General features: G+C 66.0%; 14 protein-coding genes. 9 read left to right on the top strand and 5 right to left on the bottom strand.

Annotated features, from left to right (window positions below):
* Nucleotides 1–18 precede the first annotated feature (18 nt).
* The 5 genes from ACT3TS_RS05010 (at nucleotide 19) to ACT3TS_RS04990 (ending at nucleotide 2,113) form a co-directional block, all read left to right on the top strand.
* Nucleotides 19–213, top strand: coding sequence for a CsbD family protein (locus ACT3TS_RS05010; protein ID WP_444530394.1), 195 nt, complete (start codon nucleotides 19–21; stop codon nucleotides 211–213).
* Between the two features lie 28 nt (nucleotides 214–241).
* Nucleotides 242–499, top strand: a complete 258-nt coding sequence (locus tag ACT3TS_RS05005) for a GlsB/YeaQ/YmgE family stress response membrane protein (RefSeq protein ID WP_444530393.1) — start codon at nucleotides 242–244, stop codon at nucleotides 497–499.
* Nucleotides 500–654: 155 nt separating this feature from the next.
* Complete coding sequence (locus tag ACT3TS_RS05000) at nucleotides 655–1,173, top strand: RNA polymerase sigma factor (protein WP_444530492.1); 519 nt, start codon at nucleotides 655–657, stop codon at nucleotides 1,171–1,173.
* Nucleotides 1,170–1,778 carry an Asp23/Gls24 family envelope stress response protein gene (locus ACT3TS_RS04995; RefSeq protein ID WP_444530392.1) on the top strand — a complete coding sequence of 203 codons (609 nt, stop codon included), beginning with the start codon at nucleotides 1,170–1,172 and terminating at the stop codon, nucleotides 1,776–1,778. Before ACT3TS_RS05000 ends, ACT3TS_RS04995 begins: the two co-directional genes overlap by 4 nt.
* Nucleotides 1,775–2,113 carry a hypothetical protein gene (locus ACT3TS_RS04990; RefSeq protein ID WP_444530391.1) on the top strand — a complete coding sequence of 113 codons (339 nt, stop codon included), beginning with the start codon at nucleotides 1,775–1,777 and terminating at the stop codon, nucleotides 2,111–2,113. Before ACT3TS_RS04995 ends, ACT3TS_RS04990 begins: the two co-directional genes overlap by 4 nt.
* A 37-nt stretch (nucleotides 2,114–2,150) precedes the next feature.
* On the opposite strand, the gene ACT3TS_RS04985 is transcribed toward ACT3TS_RS04990, so the two are convergent.
* Nucleotides 2,151–3,077, bottom strand: a complete 927-nt coding sequence (locus tag ACT3TS_RS04985; protein ID WP_444530390.1) for a pseudouridine synthase — start codon at nucleotides 3,075–3,077, stop codon at nucleotides 2,151–2,153.
* 277 nt (nucleotides 3,078–3,354) lie between these two features.
* On the opposite strand from ACT3TS_RS04985, the gene ACT3TS_RS04980 reads away from it, so the two are divergent.
* The 4 genes from ACT3TS_RS04980 to ACT3TS_RS04965 all read left to right on the top strand — a co-directional run bounded on the left by ACT3TS_RS04980 (nucleotide 3,355) and on the right by ACT3TS_RS04965 (nucleotide 8,194).
* Nucleotides 3,355–6,483: a M66 family metalloprotease gene (locus ACT3TS_RS04980; protein ID WP_444530389.1), complete on the top strand. Its 3,129-nt coding sequence runs from the start codon at nucleotides 3,355–3,357 to the stop codon at nucleotides 6,481–6,483.
* A gap of 172 nt (nucleotides 6,484–6,655) precedes the next feature.
* Nucleotides 6,656–7,084 (top strand): GNAT family N-acetyltransferase, encoded by a 429-nt coding sequence (locus ACT3TS_RS04975; protein ID WP_444530388.1) that lies wholly within the window; start codon nucleotides 6,656–6,658, stop codon nucleotides 7,082–7,084.
* The gene (locus ACT3TS_RS04970; RefSeq protein ID WP_444530387.1) at nucleotides 7,084–7,707 is read left to right on the top strand and encodes a maleylpyruvate isomerase N-terminal domain-containing protein; all 624 of its coding nucleotides are present in this window, start codon (nucleotides 7,084–7,086) and stop codon (nucleotides 7,705–7,707) included. The genes ACT3TS_RS04975 and ACT3TS_RS04970 overlap by 1 nt, the downstream gene beginning before the upstream one ends.
* A 37-nt stretch (nucleotides 7,708–7,744) precedes the next feature.
* Nucleotides 7,745–8,194, top strand: a complete 450-nt coding sequence (locus ACT3TS_RS04965; RefSeq protein WP_444530386.1) for an SRPBCC family protein — start codon at nucleotides 7,745–7,747, stop codon at nucleotides 8,192–8,194.
* 29 nt (nucleotides 8,195–8,223) lie between these two features.
* Here the strand turns inward: ACT3TS_RS04965 and ACT3TS_RS04960 are convergent, their stop codons facing one another.
* The 4 genes from ACT3TS_RS04960 to ACT3TS_RS04945 all read right to left on the bottom strand — a co-directional run bounded on the left by ACT3TS_RS04960 (nucleotide 8,224) and on the right by ACT3TS_RS04945 (nucleotide 15,072).
* The gene (locus ACT3TS_RS04960; protein ID WP_444530385.1) at nucleotides 8,224–8,766 is read right to left on the bottom strand and encodes a GNAT family N-acetyltransferase; all 543 of its coding nucleotides are present in this window, start codon (nucleotides 8,764–8,766) and stop codon (nucleotides 8,224–8,226) included.
* A 9-nt stretch (nucleotides 8,767–8,775) separates the two neighbouring features.
* Nucleotides 8,776–9,186 (bottom strand): hypothetical protein, encoded by a 411-nt coding sequence (locus tag ACT3TS_RS04955; RefSeq protein ID WP_444530384.1) that lies wholly within the window; start codon nucleotides 9,184–9,186, stop codon nucleotides 8,776–8,778.
* A gap of 116 nt (nucleotides 9,187–9,302) precedes the next feature.
* On the bottom strand, nucleotides 9,303–10,121 hold the full coding sequence (locus ACT3TS_RS04950) for a DNA-formamidopyrimidine glycosylase family protein (protein WP_444530383.1): 819 nt from the start codon (nucleotides 10,119–10,121) through the stop codon (nucleotides 9,303–9,305).
* The gene (locus ACT3TS_RS04945; protein WP_444530382.1) at nucleotides 10,114–15,072 is read right to left on the bottom strand and encodes a DNA glycosylase AlkZ-like family protein; all 4,959 of its coding nucleotides are present in this window, start codon (nucleotides 15,070–15,072) and stop codon (nucleotides 10,114–10,116) included. The genes ACT3TS_RS04950 and ACT3TS_RS04945 overlap by 8 nt, the downstream gene beginning before the upstream one ends.
* Nucleotides 15,073–15,076 lie beyond the last annotated feature (4 nt).

Below are 15,076 nucleotides of genomic sequence, written 5' to 3'. Positions count from 1 at the left end.
CAACCATAGGAGTGCACCGTGGGACTGACAGACAAAATCAGCAATGCCGCCGAAAAGGGCCTCGGCTCCGCAAAGGAGACCGCCGGCAAGCTGCTGGACAAACCAGGGCTTGAGCAGGAGGGCAGCACCGATCAGGCAGCCGCTTCAGCCAAGCAGGCCGTCGAAAAAGTCAAGGACGCCGGCAAGGACATCAAAAACGGCTTCACCAACTAAGTAAAAACACAACAAAAGGAGGAAACCAGTGGGTTTCTTTGGATTTATTCTTCTCGGCTTGATCGTCGGAGTCATCGTTAAGGCCATCATGCCCGGCAAGGTTGGTGGCGGCTGGGTTACCAGCATCATCTTGGGCATTGTGGGTGCCATTGTTGGTGGGTGGCTTGGTTCGCTCATCTTCAACACCGATCTTGGCTCATTCTTCAACATCAAGACCTGGCTCTTGTCCATTGGTGGTGGCCTGGTGGTTGCCGCAGCTTACGGTGCCATCCGCGGCCGCAAGTAACGTGAACACCCCGGCCGGCAGGCCCTTACAGCCTGCCGGCCATTGGTGCGAATAGGCTCAGCGCCATGTACCCAGATGGCCTTGAAACGAAAGGGCGCAAGCCGGTGAAACAACTGCAAGACCTGCCAGACAAGCTCGCCGACGCCCCCGATCAAATGTTGGCTGAACGGGCAGCCGACGGCGATGTTGCCGCCTTTGAAACGCTGGCCCGCCGGTACGGGCCGCTCATGCGCGCCTACGCACGGCGGCTGGCGCGTTCCTTTGACGAGGCCGACGACGTGGTCCAGGAAGCGCTGGTCACGGCGTGGAAGGACATCGGCGCGCTGCAGGACGGGGCCGCTGTGAAGGCCTGGCTGATGCGAATAGTCGCACACCGTGCGGTTGATGCCGGCCGGCGCCGCAAAACCCACGACAACCTTGATGACCAGGCCGAGACTGCCGACCGGAAACCTACCCCGGAGCAGGCGGCGGTCGCCGGGTCGGCACGGCTGGCTTTGAACCAGGCACTGGCGCGTCTGCCCGAGGAACAGCGAAGATGCTGGGTCCTGAAGGAATTCGGCGGTCAGTCCTATGACGAGATCGCCGAGGCGCTGGGCATCAGCGCCGCCAGCGTGCGCGGCCGGTTGGCCAGGGCACGAACCACGCTTGTGAAGGAAATGGAGGAATGGCGATGAACCCCACGCAAGATTGCGGCCGGCGCATCGAAGACCTCAGCGACTATCTCGACACCGGTGTCTCTGCCGATGCCGGGCACATTGATCACTGCCCGCAGTGCCAAGCCAGGCTTGCCGGGCTGCGCAGCCTGAGCGCCGCGGCACTGGACCTAATGGCCGACGACGTCGATTCCGCAGGTGCCGACGGCGCCGGCTGGTTGGATGGCATGCTGGCAAACCTGCGGATGGAAACCCGCGCCGGACGCGCCATTCCACTCAGCGGCGGCCCGCTGGACGAGCTGACCGAGACCGAGGGGGCCGTCATCGCCATGGTTCGATCCGTTGGTGACTCACTCGGTGGAGCGTTGATTGGCCGTTGCCGTCTCGAGGGCGACGTCACCGTTGCCGGCGCGCCCGTGGAAGTGCACATCAACGTCTCGGCACAGTACGGGTATCCGCTGCCCTCGCTGGCACAGGAATTGCGGGACGCGGTGTTTGCCAAGCTGCAGGCACACACCGAACTGAACGCGGTGGCAGTGCACGTGGCGTTTACCGACATTCGGCCGCCGCTGGAAGACATGGGTGGCATGATTGACTCCGACGTGACGGGAGAGGAACGGCCATGAGCCTTGAAAATCAGATTCGCGAGTCGGTTCTTGGGCTGGACGGGGTCGGCACCGTGTATTCGGCAGATCCGTTGTGGCTGACCACGATGAAGGTGCTGGGTGCCTTGGTGGGTTCCGGCGATTCCGCGGGCGCTGTGCCGTTCGTGGTGTGTGTCGAAGACGAGATGGACGGCCGTTCCTTGATGACCGTCAAGGTGCGCATTGGTGCCGATGGTTCGGTGCCTGCACCGGTCCTGGCCCGATCCGTTGCAGCCGAGATTCGTGCATTTGTCTCGGGGCAGCGCCCCGGGACGGACGTCAAGGCGGTTGTGGAGATCGCTGCCATCGGCGCTTAAGGGCCCACTGGTCGAGTTGGTCCCCGCTGGCCGAGATCTACTGGTGGTTCGGGAACTCGGCCAGCTCCAGATTTGAGGAGTACTTCACGGGCTCGCGGCTCAGCGGGTCCGTAAAGGAAATGCTGTGGGCCAGCAGCTGGAGAGGCTTTGTGTAATCGTCCGGCGCCTGTTCATGCAGCACGGGATAGAACGGGTCATTCAGGATTCCGATGCCCTGCGAGGAGAGGTGCACGCGCAATTGATGCGTCTTGCCGGTGTGCGGTTGCAAGTCATACAGCCCCAGCGTCTGCCCCGACCCGGCGTCAAACCGGGTGTCCATCAGCTCAACGCGCGTCTCGGCGTTGGGCTCACCCTCGATTTCCTGCGCCAACAAATAGGTGCGGGACTTGATCATGCGGCTGCGGACCACCAGCGGGAATTCCAGGTCATCACGCACGGGCGCCACGGCCCGGTACGTTTTCTCGATGCGCCGTTTTTCAAAGAGCAGCTGGTACTTCCCGCGGGTCTCCGGGCTGGCCGAAAACAGCAGCACGCCGGCCGTCATGCGGTCCAAACGGTGGATCGGGACGAGATCCGGCAGGTCAAGAAGCACCCGCAGGCGAACGAGGGCAGATTCCTGCACATACATTCCGCCGGGGGTGGTGGGCAGGAAGTGCGGCTTGTCCACAACAACCAAGTTCTCATCCTGATGAAGGATGGAGATTTCCACGGGCAGACGATTTTCCACTGGCAGCTCGCGATAGTACCAAATGAATATGTGTTCGTTCAACGGTGTGGTGGGTGTGACGATTTCCCCGTCCAGCGCCCGGACCTCGCCGCGTGCAAACCGGTCGACGATTCCGGCCGGGTCAACGTGGCCGAATTTCTCCAACACAAACTCCATGGCCGTGGCCCAGGGACCCTCGTCGGGGATTCGCACGCGGGTCGCATTGACGCCATTGCGCACGGGAAGGGGAGATTTCATCACCTCTCAAGGGTACCGACGGTTCCCTGCCGGGGCAGACCAGGGCCAAATGCAGGAAAACGATCAGAGCTGATGGGTCCCGACCCCGGCAAGCCAGACGCGATGACACCTATGATGGCGGAGCGTCTGCAACAACGCACAATGGGGCTGCACCCGTTGGTGGTTTAAGTAGCGCTGGGTTAAGCTAACTTGGGCGAATTTGCCCGGCGCGGAGCACCTCCTTGCGCGGAACATCACCCCGTTCCAAAACCACCCGCCGTCGTGTTTAAGGAACTGCATGCACCCGCCTATTTCAGGCCAATCCACCTTGAAAAAACGACTCGGAGCAGTCGCCGCGGTCCTTGCAGCGTTGACCCTTGGCGGTCTCGGCGTTGCCCCGGCCACCGCGGCTCCGGACTCAAGCCCCAAGCTTCCGGTTTCGGACTCCGTCAAGGCTGGAGCTGACATTGGCTTCCACGATGTGACCCGCGACGGTTCCGTACGCGAGATCCGCAATGACCTCGAGGGTGAACTGTCCGGCATGGTTGAGTTGGCGCAGGCCTCCACCGTGAACCCCACGGACAATGCCGCAGCGGAACTGCCGGTTACGGTTGCTGACCGCGACGCGCTGCTCATCTTTACACCTTCAAGTGAGGTCCAGTCGCTCGACGTTGAAGTCAGCGTCGGAGGCAAGCCACTCGGCACGCTCGCCCTCAACGGACCGAAGAACCTGCCGGCCTCCGACCAGAACTACAGCCGCGGCTCGGTCGCCTATTCGCTGCGTGCCTGGTCGGTGGAGCTGCCCGCTGAATGGGTCAAGCCCGGCCTGACCTTGTCCTTCACCAACCACGACGGCGCCGGCGGCACTATCTCGGCGATCGACGTCGCTGCCCCCACCGAACTGGTCATCAACAACATCCGGTTGGGCATGATCACCGATGCTCCGGTCAGCGATTCGCAGCGCTTCATCACTGACCCCGCCAACGGTGCCAGCGACTACTTCCAGACCGTGCCGATCTCCAAGCTCACCGTGGCACAGTACGAGACCGTCGAACTGGACAAGGTCATCGTGGGCAACGGCGACATCTATACCCCCGAATCACCCGACCCCTCCGTCGGCAGCGTCTATGCCGGCAAGATGCGGGAGGACGTGGGCAAGGCCCAGGTTTCCACAGGCATCAACCTGGCGACATTCGGCATCACCAGCTCCGCGATGAGCCAGAAGCAGCCGGGGACAACGAACCAGCGGGTCATCCACCACTCCGCAGGCCTCTACTCCACCGGCAGGCACAAGCACGGTCTCTCGGGCGGCAACGGGATGGCCACGCTGTACGACTCGGTGGGCAATGAACTCAGCCACGAGCTCGGACACTCCTACGGCATCGGCCACTTCCCGGGCCGCGATGCCAACGCCACCGGCGACGACGTCATCCGCAACGCCTCGCACCACGCCGACTCCGGCTGGGGCTACAACGCCTACCGCCACCTGATGCGCGCCAACCTGGACACGGGCGATCTCAAGGAGGCCAAGAATCTCAACGGCGACCTGTTCACCGAGACCCTCGCCGGAAAGTACAACTACAACACCGACGCCATGGCCGGCGGCTGGGACGCGAGCCCCGTCTCCGACTACACACTCCACACCGGCTACACGCTCAAGCGGATCCAAGAGAATCTCACCACGCTGGTGGCGGACGTCTCCTACCCCAGCGGCTACCGGGACTGGGACGCGAAGGCCGGCAGTTGGGTCGATGCCAAGGAACTTGACCCGGATTTGGACCTGCCCAAACCCGTCACGGTGGGTGGCTCGGTCTTCACGATTCTGGGCGGCTACAACCCCGCCAACACCGCACAGACGCTGGTCTACCCGGCATTCCGATCCAACTACGGAGTGACCTTCGACTTGCCGCAGGCCGACACGGTGTCGGTCTCTGCCGACCGCGCCTGCTGGCTTGAGGTCGCCTACGACGGCAAGGCCACCGAGCACATCGAGCTTGACGCGGACGACGGCGTGAAACAGCTCAACGTCAACCTCGCCGAGGACTCCAACCCCACCTCGGCGCAGGTCTCCTGCCGGCAGAACGGCACCACCACGGCCCTGGGCAACAAGATCGCCATCAGCACGGACCTGGAACCGATGGCAGATGCAGTTGTCGTGGGCCAGGAGGCTGGGTACGAGACGCTGCGCGTCCAGGAGCTCTCCGCCCTCGAACCAACTCTCGAGGCGCTTGCCGACGTGCCGGCCCCCATGCTGGGGTCCTCCGACATGACTGTTCTGCGCGGCTGGTCCGATGACCTCTCAGTCCTTGGTGCAGACGCCCGCAGGGTCGCCGACCGTGTGCTGGAGCTCGCCGATGACGCGCGGGACGTGGAGTCTTACCTCGCCGAAAACGCCGGGAAGATTGCCGGCGGCTCCAAGGCCACCCTGGCAACACTCACGGACTTTCTCACGAAAAAGGGTTACCGCGAGGAGACCGGAGAGCTGCTGCCGGACGGCAGCAGCGTCACCGTCGACAACGGTAAATGCCTCTACCTGGAGTCGGCGGAGGACGGCAAAATCAGCGCGCTTGTCGACGCCGATGCCGCCAAGTGCTCAACCACCCGCGAGGATGCCTTTTACGTGGATGCTGCGGGCCGCATCCACTCCGTCCAGAACCCGGATCGCTGCCTCGCCGCCGCCACCCCGCTCAGCATCGCTGCCTGCGCCACGGGCAGCACGGAGCAGCGTTGGGTCATCGGCGATGCGGGCGTTGTGACGAAGGCGAGCAATGAGCGTTCCGCCATGGACTACAACCGCTCCCTCGGGACCGTCGGTTTGTATGGGATCAGTGGAACTGGCAACCAAATCTGGACGACCTTCGCAGCCAGCAGCAACCCGCTGCTGGCAGTGCTTGGCGGCAAGGGATTGGCTGCCCTGACGGCAGCGCTGGATCCGGCGAACATGGAGCAGCCGGATCCTGACGAGCAGGCCCCAGGAACGACCGAGCCGGGAACCGTAGTTCCGGTGCCGGGGACTCCTGAGCCGGGCGCCGAAAGTCCGGGAACGGAACCAGGAACTGAGCCGGGCGGCGGGACCGCTGAGTCGGGGCCCGAAAGCCCGGAGCCGGGGACGGAGCCGGGCAATGACACGGCGCAAAAGCACGGCACCGATCAGCTAATCACCAACCCCGACGAGCATAACCCCAACGGGAACAACCCCAACGGGAACAACCCCGACGGGAACAACAACGCCTCGGCTGGTGCGGGAAGCGCTCCAGAGGGCAACGGCACTGCGGATGCCGAGGCGGTCAAGGCTGCGGACGCGACGGGCGATTCGCCGCTGGCCACCACGGGTGTAAATCTGCTTGGTGCGCCGCTCTTCGCCGGTTTGGCGTTGTTGCTCGCCGGCGGTTGGGTTCTGTACCTGAGGCGGCGCCGCAGGGCATAGCGCCGTCGGATGGCCAAACGCAGCGGCTCGAAAGGAATTTTCCTTTCGAGCCGCTGCGTTTCTCTTGCCTGCAAGCCGGCCCCCGGCGGAGCTTGCGGTCGGTTTCGGCCGGCCACCCACGGGGTGACGCTGTGTCGCTGCATGCCGGCGGGGGAAATGGCAGACTTGGGACATGACCCTTCTGGACGACTTTGAGCTCATTGCCGGGCCCCCGCCGCTCGAGGAATATCTTCAACTGCGCAAGGACGCCGGCCTGTCGCAGAAGACTCGCCAACAGGGTGCCGGGGCGCTTGCCGGGAGCTGGTTCTTTTGCCACCTTCGAGAGACGGCCAGCGGGCGTACCGTGGCCATGGGCAGGGTGATCGGCGACGGTGGATGGTGCTTTCACATTGCGGACATGGCGACGTTGCCGGAGTTTCAGGGCAGGGGGTTGGGCAGGCTTGTCTTGGACACGGTGGTGGCCCACATTCGTGAAACGGCACCGGAGAACCCCTACATCACGCTGATCGCCGATCCTCCGGGCAGGCGCTTGTATGAGCAAGCAGGTTTCACGGAAATCAACCCTTCACGCGGAATGGAACTGCCTTGGGTGCGCCCCTGATGAATCTTGAAAACAATCCAGAACGGGCGTCCCGGCTGTGCACAGAGGCGCAGGCGCGCTTGATGGGCAGGGTTGCGGGGTTGACGGACCAGGAGGTCCGGACGCCGAGCCGTCTTCCCGGCTGGAGCATTGGCCACGTCCTGACACATTTGGCACGCAACGCCGATGCACACGCGCGCCGTCTGGCAGGTGCAATCCGGGGAGAGGACGTTCCCAAGTACGCCAGTGGCGCGGACCAGCGCAGCGGCGAGATCGAAGATGGTGCCGGCCGGTCGGCCAAGGAGATCCTGGCGGACCTTGACAGCAGTTGTTCGCATCTCGAACAGGTCTTCGCCGCGTGCTCCGCAGCGGGGTGGCCCAATGGACACTTTCTTGGCGGTGGGGACTACGGCGCGGCCGGATGCCCGGCCCACCGGCTGCGCGAAGTTGAAATGCACCATGTCGACCTCGGACGTGGCTACACATCTGCGAACTGGCCCGAAGAATATGTGGCCTGGGACCTTCCGGTGTTGCTCACCACCGTGCCCGACCGGCTTGGTTCAGGAGAAGAGCGACGGCGGCTGATGGCATGGTTGGCGGGCCGGGGGCCGCTGGACATCACCCCCACGCTGGGGGAGTGGTGATTCGAGTGCGGCACGCAGCAACTGAGATACTCGGACCATGACAGTCTCCTTCGAGTGCACGACGCGCACCAGCATCCCCAAAGCGCAGCTGTTTGACCGTGCCCGGAGCATTGACGCCCACACCGAATCGATGGCCCAATCCCGGGAGCGGGCTGTTGGCGGGGTCACCTCGGGCCTCATTTCCCTGGGTGAGGAAGTGACATGGCGGGCATGGCATTTCGGCGTGCCGCTGCGCATGACGAGCCGGATTACAGGGATGGACGCACCCGACTATTTCATTGACGAACAAGTCAAGGGACCGTTCCGGCGGTTCCGGCACGTCCATGAGTTCAGCGACGGTGTTGACGGGACCACCGTGATCGACCGCATCGAGTTCCAGGCGCCGTTTGGTCCCGTCGGGCGGTTGGTGGAGAAGCTTGTCCTGGCCCGCTACTTGCAGAAACTGATTGAGACGCGGAACCGGCACCTCGTGAGCGATCCCGGCTGATGCGCCGGCGGGCCGGCACTGCCCCACATTCAGGCGTGAATGTCTTCCCACTCAAACTCGGTCACTGTGCCGCTTTCCCAGTCTTGCCGCAGGATCGCGTACGCGATCGAGGCGAGGTGGCCGCCGTCGTTGGTTGGCCACGCCAAACGGTAATGGGCCTCCTTGAGGAAGCCTGCACGGATGAAGGTTTTGCGCATCGCAATATTGTCCTCCCGCGTTTGACCCTCGAGGCGCATGGCTTCCGGCATGGAGTCGAAAACCAGGCCGCACAGGGCCCGGAGCACGTCCAGACCAAGGCCCCGGCCCCGAGAAGCCTCCTCCAGCCGCAGGTCAAAAAGCGGGGACCCATCCTCCTGGAGGTCCTCCAGCGCGGCCAAACCAATGCGCAAGCCAGCTTTCATGACCCAGTAGCCTTGGGTGTCCGCGTTCCAGAACCGCCCGTTTTCGATGCCCGGCCGAATATCGCGGGCTTCCGGTGCGGCCTGGACATGAAAGGGGAACCGGTTGCTCGAAAGGAAAGCAACGACGTCGTCGGTGTCGGCAGGCGTCATGGGCACGAACTCTATGGGCATGGGTGAAGCCTAGCTGACGGCCTTTTTCAGCAGGGCCACCAGTTGCTTCTGGTCGGCGTCCGTCAGCTTGGTCACCGCATATGAGCTCGGCCAGAAATTGCCGTCGTCAAGATTCGCGTCCTGCTGAAAGCCGATGGTGGCGTAACGAGCCTTGAACTTGGCGGCGGCCTGAAAGAACACCACGACCTTGCCGTCGGCGTCGGTGTACGCCGGCATGCCGTACCAGGTCTTCGCAGCGAGGCTGGTGTGCTTCTCGACCAAGCCGTGGAGGGTCTCGGCCAGCTCCTTGTCGGTGCCGCTCATGTCGGCGATTGCGGCGAGGCACGCTGCCTCGAGATCCGCACCCAGCTTTGCTGCCTTGGCCTCGGCTGCTGCTGCGCGCATGGCGGCCTTTTCCTCTTTGCTGAAGGTCGTGTTCACGGACTTGTCCTTTCGATTCCTTGCGGGGATTTGCTCTTGGCAATCACTTTAGGCGGGACCGGGCGGGCATGCTTCTTTGATCCTGCTCAGCTTGAAATTCATGACCGGGCTGCCCTTTACCGCTCAACGCCAATTTGGCAGCGCGGGCACCAATAAATGTCCCGTGCCGCCCGGGCGGGGAACGCCGGATCAGCCAAGCTCGAGTGCCGGATCAGCGACCCGCAGCGCTTGCACGGTTTTCCGGCCAGCCCGTACACCCACACTGCAGCGTCGCCCCTCGCCGGCCCGCCCGTGGTTGAGCGCTGCGGCCGGTCCTTGTTGACCTCCAGCAGCCGCTTGGCCAGCTCCACCATCCGCGGCAGTTCCGGCACCTGCGCCACCGTCGCGGCAGGGTGCACACGGCCAAGAAAACACAGCTCGTTGCGGTAAATGTTGCCAATCCCGGCAAGATTGCGTTGATCCAGCAGCGCCAGGCCAATGGCCCGCCCCGGCTCAACCAGCAAGCGGTGCAGCGCCTCATCGGCGTCCCAGTCCGGACCCAGCAAATCCGGCCCAAGATGCCCGACGGCGTCGTCCGCCAACGCGGACGGCAGGACTTCCAGCGTGCCCAGCGAAAAGCCCACCGCCGTGGCCAGCCGCGTTTGCAGGACCACCCGTGCCGTGAACGCCGGCCGCCGCCAGCGCGGGGCGCGGCCGCCGGGGACTGCTGGATAAACATCCCAGTGCCCCTCCATGGCCAGGTGTGAATGAATGACGTGGGGGCCCACACGCATGAGCAGGTGCTTGCCCCGGGACTCCACGCCGGACACCACTGACCCGGCCAAGTCCAGCGTCGCATGCGCGGGCACCCTGAAGTCGCTGGCGGTGAGCAGCTGACCTTCAAGGACAGCCCGCAGGTCCCGGGCCTGCCGCCAGACGGTGTCCCCTTCAGGCACGGATCCGCACTCCCCGGGGTGAACTGTACGCGCCGGCGGTCATCAAGGCAGCGGCCAGCGGCGTGCCCAAAACGTCAAGTCCGTTGACTTTCTCGATGGCCATCTTGTCGATGGCACCGCGCTTGACCACCCGGACCAGGGCTGTGGCCGCGAGCGCCACCACGGTGTCGTCGTCGCTAAAGCACAACAGCGTGCGGCCGCCGCGTTCCACATAGAGGACCAATTCGCCGTCGACCATCACCACCAGGGCACCCGCCTTGCGCCCGGGCCGGTGCCCGGATTCCAGCGGCGGCCAGGACAGGGCAGCGCCGTACGGGTTGGCCGGGTCGGTCGCGGCCAGGGCCAACGCCTCCGGCGGGCGCGGGTTCCGGGCGGCGTCCTCGCTGAAGGTGCGCAGCCGGTCGACGGTGGCCGGAACGGCAAACTGTGCCGCCCCCAGATGTTCGATGAAGTAGCCGCGGCGGCACTTTCCACTTTCCTCGAGGCGGGCCAGGACCTTGTACATCAGCCCGAATCCGCCGGGCAACCCGTGGTTCATGACCGAGCCGCGCGTCACAACGCCGTACCTGTCGAGGAACAGCTCGGCCAGGGCGTGGCCGCGCAGGGTGGCCTGGGTGCTGGCGCCGGCCACGTCACCAATCACGGCAACGGGCAGCAGGCTCCACCGGCCCGCAGCCATCGGGGGTGCACCCCGCTGCACGCCCGCGGCCCGCCCTGGCAACCGGCCGTACCGCCCGGCCCGCCCGGGGCGCAGCCGTGACGGCGGCGCCTTTTGCTTGTGCGCCGTGTGCCCGCCCGCCAGTAGCGCCCGAAGGGGTGAAAACGTGTCATTGCCGAGCAGGCCGGCCCACAGCAGATCCCACAGGGCAGCAGTCAGATCGGCGTCGGAGGCGAGCAGATCGGGTCCGTCAGCCGTCATTTCCCGCAGCTGATGGAAGAAATACGCGCCGCCGTTCGCCAACACTGCCAGCACCCGTTGATGGAGGTCGCCCGGGATGAAGTCCGCACCGGGCTGAAGTGTCAGTTCCGCAGATTCGGCAATGTGCAGGCTCAGCCACCCGTCATTGGAGCCGATGGAGCCGGCACCCGAGACGAGCACCTCCCCGGTGGCCGTCAGCTCATCGAGCATGGCGGGGGAGTAGTCGGCGACCCGGGCGGCCAGGACCAGGGACTCCCACGCCGACGCCGGAATGGGCACGCCCGCCAGCTGGTCAACGACCGTCAGCACGCCGTCCAGCCCGCGCAGCGCCGGCGCGTTGGCGGCGGCCGTGACATGTTGCCAGGCCGGCAGGAACCGCCCGAACGTGCCGGCATCGACAGGTTCCACCTCGGCCCGCAACGCGGCGAGCGACCTGCTGCGCAACTGCCGCAGCACCTGCACATCGCACCACTCCGAGGCGCCGTCCCCTCGAGCCAGCCCTGCCGGCAAAAACTCGCCCTCGGTGACGCGTTTGTCCGCAGCCAGCCGGGCCAGCCCAGACCGCACGACGGCGACACCAAGTCCCAGCCGCGCGGCGGCTTCCGCTGCGGTGAAGGGGCCGTGGGTGCGGGCATGGCGGCCGAGCAGGTCGGCAAGCGGATCGGCGACGGGTTCGATGAACGCCAGCGGCACGCCCATGGGCAGCGGGATGCCGAGGGCGTCGCGCAGCCGTGCCGCATCCTCAACGGCGGCGAAGCGTTCCTCGCCGGCCATGTTGACCCGCAATGCCCGGCTGGCGGCGACCAACTCGGCCAGGTGCGCCGCGGCTTCGGCCAAGTGGGAGCTGGCCAGGCCCGCGGCGGAGGTGGGGTCCGCAGCAGGCGCCGGCACAAGCCTGTCCGCAACCTCGGCCACGGTGAGCGGGCCCAGCAGGCGCAGCAAATCCGCCACGCCTTCCATGCCCCGGGCGCGGCGGTCGCTGTCCTCGCCGTTGCCGGCGAGGCGCTGGAGTTGGGCTTCTGTTGCGGCGATGACCGTGGGGTCCAGAAGTTCGCGCAGCTCCGCCCGGCCCAGCAGCTCGTCCAGGAGTGCCGGGTCCAGGGACAGTGCGGCGGCGCGGCGCTCGGCCAGGGGGGAGTCGCCCTCGTAGAGAAACGACGCCACATAGCCAAACAGCAGCGAGCGGGCGAAGGGTGAGGGCTCGCTGGTGGTGGTTTCCACCATGCGCAGCTCGCGCCGCTCGATCGAGGCGGCAATGTCCTTCAGCGCGGGGAGGTCGTACACGTCCTGCAGGCATTCGCGCACGGTCTCAAGCACGATCGGAAACTGCGGGTACTTTCGGGCCACATCCAGCAACTGGGCCGAACGCTGCCGCTGCTGCCACAGTGGCGAGCGCTTGCCCGGGTTCTGCCGCGGCAGCAGCAGCGCACGGGCGGCGCATTCACGGAAACGGCTGGCAAACAAGGCCGAGCCGCCCACCTCGGCGGTGACGATGCCGTCCAGTTCCTCGGGGTCAAACACGAACAAATCGGCGCCGGGCGGTTCGTCGTCCATGAGCGGCACCCGCAGCACGATCCCGTCGTCGGAGGCCATGGCCGAGCCGTCCAGTCCGTAGCGTTCGTGCAGGCGGGCGGCCACGGCCAGGGCCCAGGGGGCGTGGACGGGCATGCCGAAGGGGCTGTGCAGGACCACGCGCCAGTCGCCGAGCTCGTCATGGAAGCGCTCCACCATGAGCGTCTTGTCATCGGGGACCGCCGTGGTGGACGCTTTTTGCTCGTCGAGGTAGCCGAGTAGGTTGTTGGCCGCCCATTCATCCAGGCCCGTGGCAGTGCACCGGGCCAGGGCTCTTTTGCGCGGGGCCGCGCTGACCTCGCGGATGAAGGCGCCCAGGGCACGGCCCAGTTCGACCGGCCGGCCCAGGGAGTCGCCCTTCCAGAACGGCAGCTTGCCTGGCTGGCCAAATGCGGGGGAGACCAGGACCCGGTCGAAGGTGATGTCCTCGATTTTCCAGCTCGTGGCGCCGAGTGCGAAGATGTCGCCCACCCGGGATTCGTACACCATCTCCTCGTCGAGTTCGCCCACGCGGCGCCCGCCCTTGGCGGCTTTGCCGGCGGCTCCGGGCTCCTCCGAACCAACTATGAAGACGCCAAACAACCCCCTGTCGGGAATGGTCCCGCCGGAGGTGACGGCCAGCCGCTGGGCGCCGGGACGGCCGGTGATGGTGCCGGCCGTCCGGTCCCAAATGATGCGCGGGCGCAGCTCGGCAAACTCGTCCGAGGGGTAGCGGCCGGCGAGCAGGTCCAAGGTGGCGTCAAAGGCCGACCGCGGCAGCGCGGTAAAGGGGGCGCTGCGCCGCACGGTCTCAAACCACACATCAACATCCAGGGGCTCCAACGCCGTGGCGGCCACGGTTTGCTGGGCCAGGATGTCCAGCGGGTTCGCCGGGATGGACAGCGGCTCGATCGCCCCAGCCAGCATCCGCTCGACCGTCACGGCCGAATGCAGCAGGTCCGCCCGGTGCTTGGGGAACAGGATGCCCTCGGAAATCTCGCCCACCTGGTGCCCGGCACGCCCCACCCGTTGCAGCCCGCTGGCCACCGACGGCGGCGATTCCACCTGGATCACCAGGTCCACGGCACCCATGTCGATGCCCAGTTCCAGGCTCGAGGTGGCCACCACCGCACGCAGCCGCCCCGACTTGAGGTCGTCCTCGATCAACGCCCGCTGCTCCTTGGAGACCGAACCGTGGTGCGCCTTGGCCAGCACATTCGGCGCCCCCGCCGAGGATCCGGCCTGAGCCATCATCTCGGCCGGCAGCCTGGCCGTCCCCACCCGCTCCCCGTCCTCCCGGGCCCGGCCGGGGCCACTCGCGGGAGTGGGCCCCGGCGCGGTCCGCCACGGTTCCGCTCGGGAGGGTTCGACGTCGGACGCGTCACCTGCCGGCGCGCCGGCACCGTCCGGCAGCGGTGCACCGTCCTGGACGGCCGCCGTCTCAAGGGCGGCGAGCTCCAGCCGCTCGGTGTAAATCTCGTTGAGCCGGCCCGTGAGCCGCTCGGCCAGGCGGCGGGAGTTCGCGAAGATGATGGTGGATTTCTTGGCCAGCACGGCGTCGACGATCTTTTCCTCGACGTGCGGCCAGATGGAGGCGTTGGGTGCCAGGCCGGAGGCGGGTCCGACGTCGTGGGCGGCGGCGAGTGCGGGCAGCTCGGTCATGTCTGCCACGGGAACCGTCACGGTCAGGTTCCAGTTTTTGCTGCTGGCCGGGGCCACGATGGTGACGGGGGCATTGCCGCCCAGGAATCTGGCCACGGTGGAGTGCGGCTCAACCGTGGCTGAGAGGCCGATGCGCTGGGCGGGCGATGTCAGCAGCGCGTCGAGGCGTTCCAGGGAGATGGCCAGGTGGGCGCCGCGCTTGGTGCCGGCCACGGCGTGGACCTCGTCGATGATGATGGTGTGCACATCGGTGAGGGTTTCCCGGGCCTTGGATGTCAGCATCAGGTACAGCGATTCCGGCGTGGTGATCAAGATGTCCGGCGGATGGCTGAGCAGGCGGCGGCGTTCGTTTGTGGGGGTGTCGCCGGACCGCACGCCCACGCTGACATGCGGGGCGTCCAGACCCAGGCGGGCTGCGGTTTGGGTGATGCCGATCAAGGGCGCGCGCAGGTTTCGTTCGACGTCGACGCCCAGAGCCTTGAGCGGTGAAATGTACAGTACGCGGGTGCCAATTTTTGTGCCGCGCTGTGCCGCTGCGGGCTCGGCCGCTGCGGGCTCCGCCGCGGAGGCGGCTGTCCCTGGGCGGGCTGTCCCGGTGATGAGGCCGTCGAGCGCCCAGAGGAATGCGGCGAGGGTTTTTCCCGAACCTGTGGGAGCCACCACCAGGGAGTGGGCCCTGCCGGCGATCGCCTCCCAGGCGCCGGACTGCGCCGGGGTGGGGGAGCCGAACGCGCCGAGAAACCATTCGCGCGTGGGTGCTGCGAATTGTTTCATGGCGGCTGCGGGCGTAGTTCCTTGCACCGCTCCATCATGCCGCATGCAA

The sequence above is a fragment of the Specibacter sp. AOP5-B1-6 genome, from assembly GCF_052376555.1.
Classification (GTDB): domain Bacteria; phylum Actinomycetota; class Actinomycetes; order Actinomycetales; family Micrococcaceae; genus Specibacter.
This window is presented reverse-complemented; position numbering and strand designations above follow the sequence as displayed.

What these genes read in the sequence shown, in the direction of transcription:
- ACT3TS_RS05000 (WP_444530492.1), top strand. Translation starts at nt 655, where the DNA reads ATGTTGGCTGAACGGGCAGCCGACGGCGATGTTGCCGCCTTTGAAACG.
- ACT3TS_RS04995 (WP_444530392.1), top strand. Translation starts at nt 1,170, where the DNA reads ATGAACCCCACGCAAGATTGCGGCCGGCGCATCGAAGACCTCAGCGAC.
- ACT3TS_RS04990 (WP_444530391.1), top strand. Translation starts at nt 1,775, where the DNA reads ATGAGCCTTGAAAATCAGATTCGCGAGTCGGTTCTTGGGCTGGACGGG.
- ACT3TS_RS04985 (WP_444530390.1), bottom strand. Translation starts at nt 3,077, where the DNA reads ATGAAATCTCCCCTTCCCGTGCGCAATGGCGTCAATGCGACCCGCGTG.
- ACT3TS_RS04980 (WP_444530389.1), top strand. Translation starts at nt 3,355, where the DNA reads ATGCACCCGCCTATTTCAGGCCAATCCACCTTGAAAAAACGACTCGGA.
- ACT3TS_RS04975 (WP_444530388.1), top strand. Translation starts at nt 6,656, where the DNA reads ATGACCCTTCTGGACGACTTTGAGCTCATTGCCGGGCCCCCGCCGCTC.
- ACT3TS_RS04970 (WP_444530387.1), top strand. Translation starts at nt 7,084, where the DNA reads ATGAATCTTGAAAACAATCCAGAACGGGCGTCCCGGCTGTGCACAGAG.
- ACT3TS_RS04965 (WP_444530386.1), top strand. Translation starts at nt 7,745, where the DNA reads ATGACAGTCTCCTTCGAGTGCACGACGCGCACCAGCATCCCCAAAGCG.
- ACT3TS_RS04960 (WP_444530385.1), bottom strand. Translation starts at nt 8,766, where the DNA reads ATGCCCATAGAGTTCGTGCCCATGACGCCTGCCGACACCGACGACGTC.
- ACT3TS_RS04945 (WP_444530382.1), bottom strand. Translation starts at nt 15,072, where the DNA reads ATGCGGCATGATGGAGCGGTGCAAGGAACTACGCCCGCAGCCGCCATG.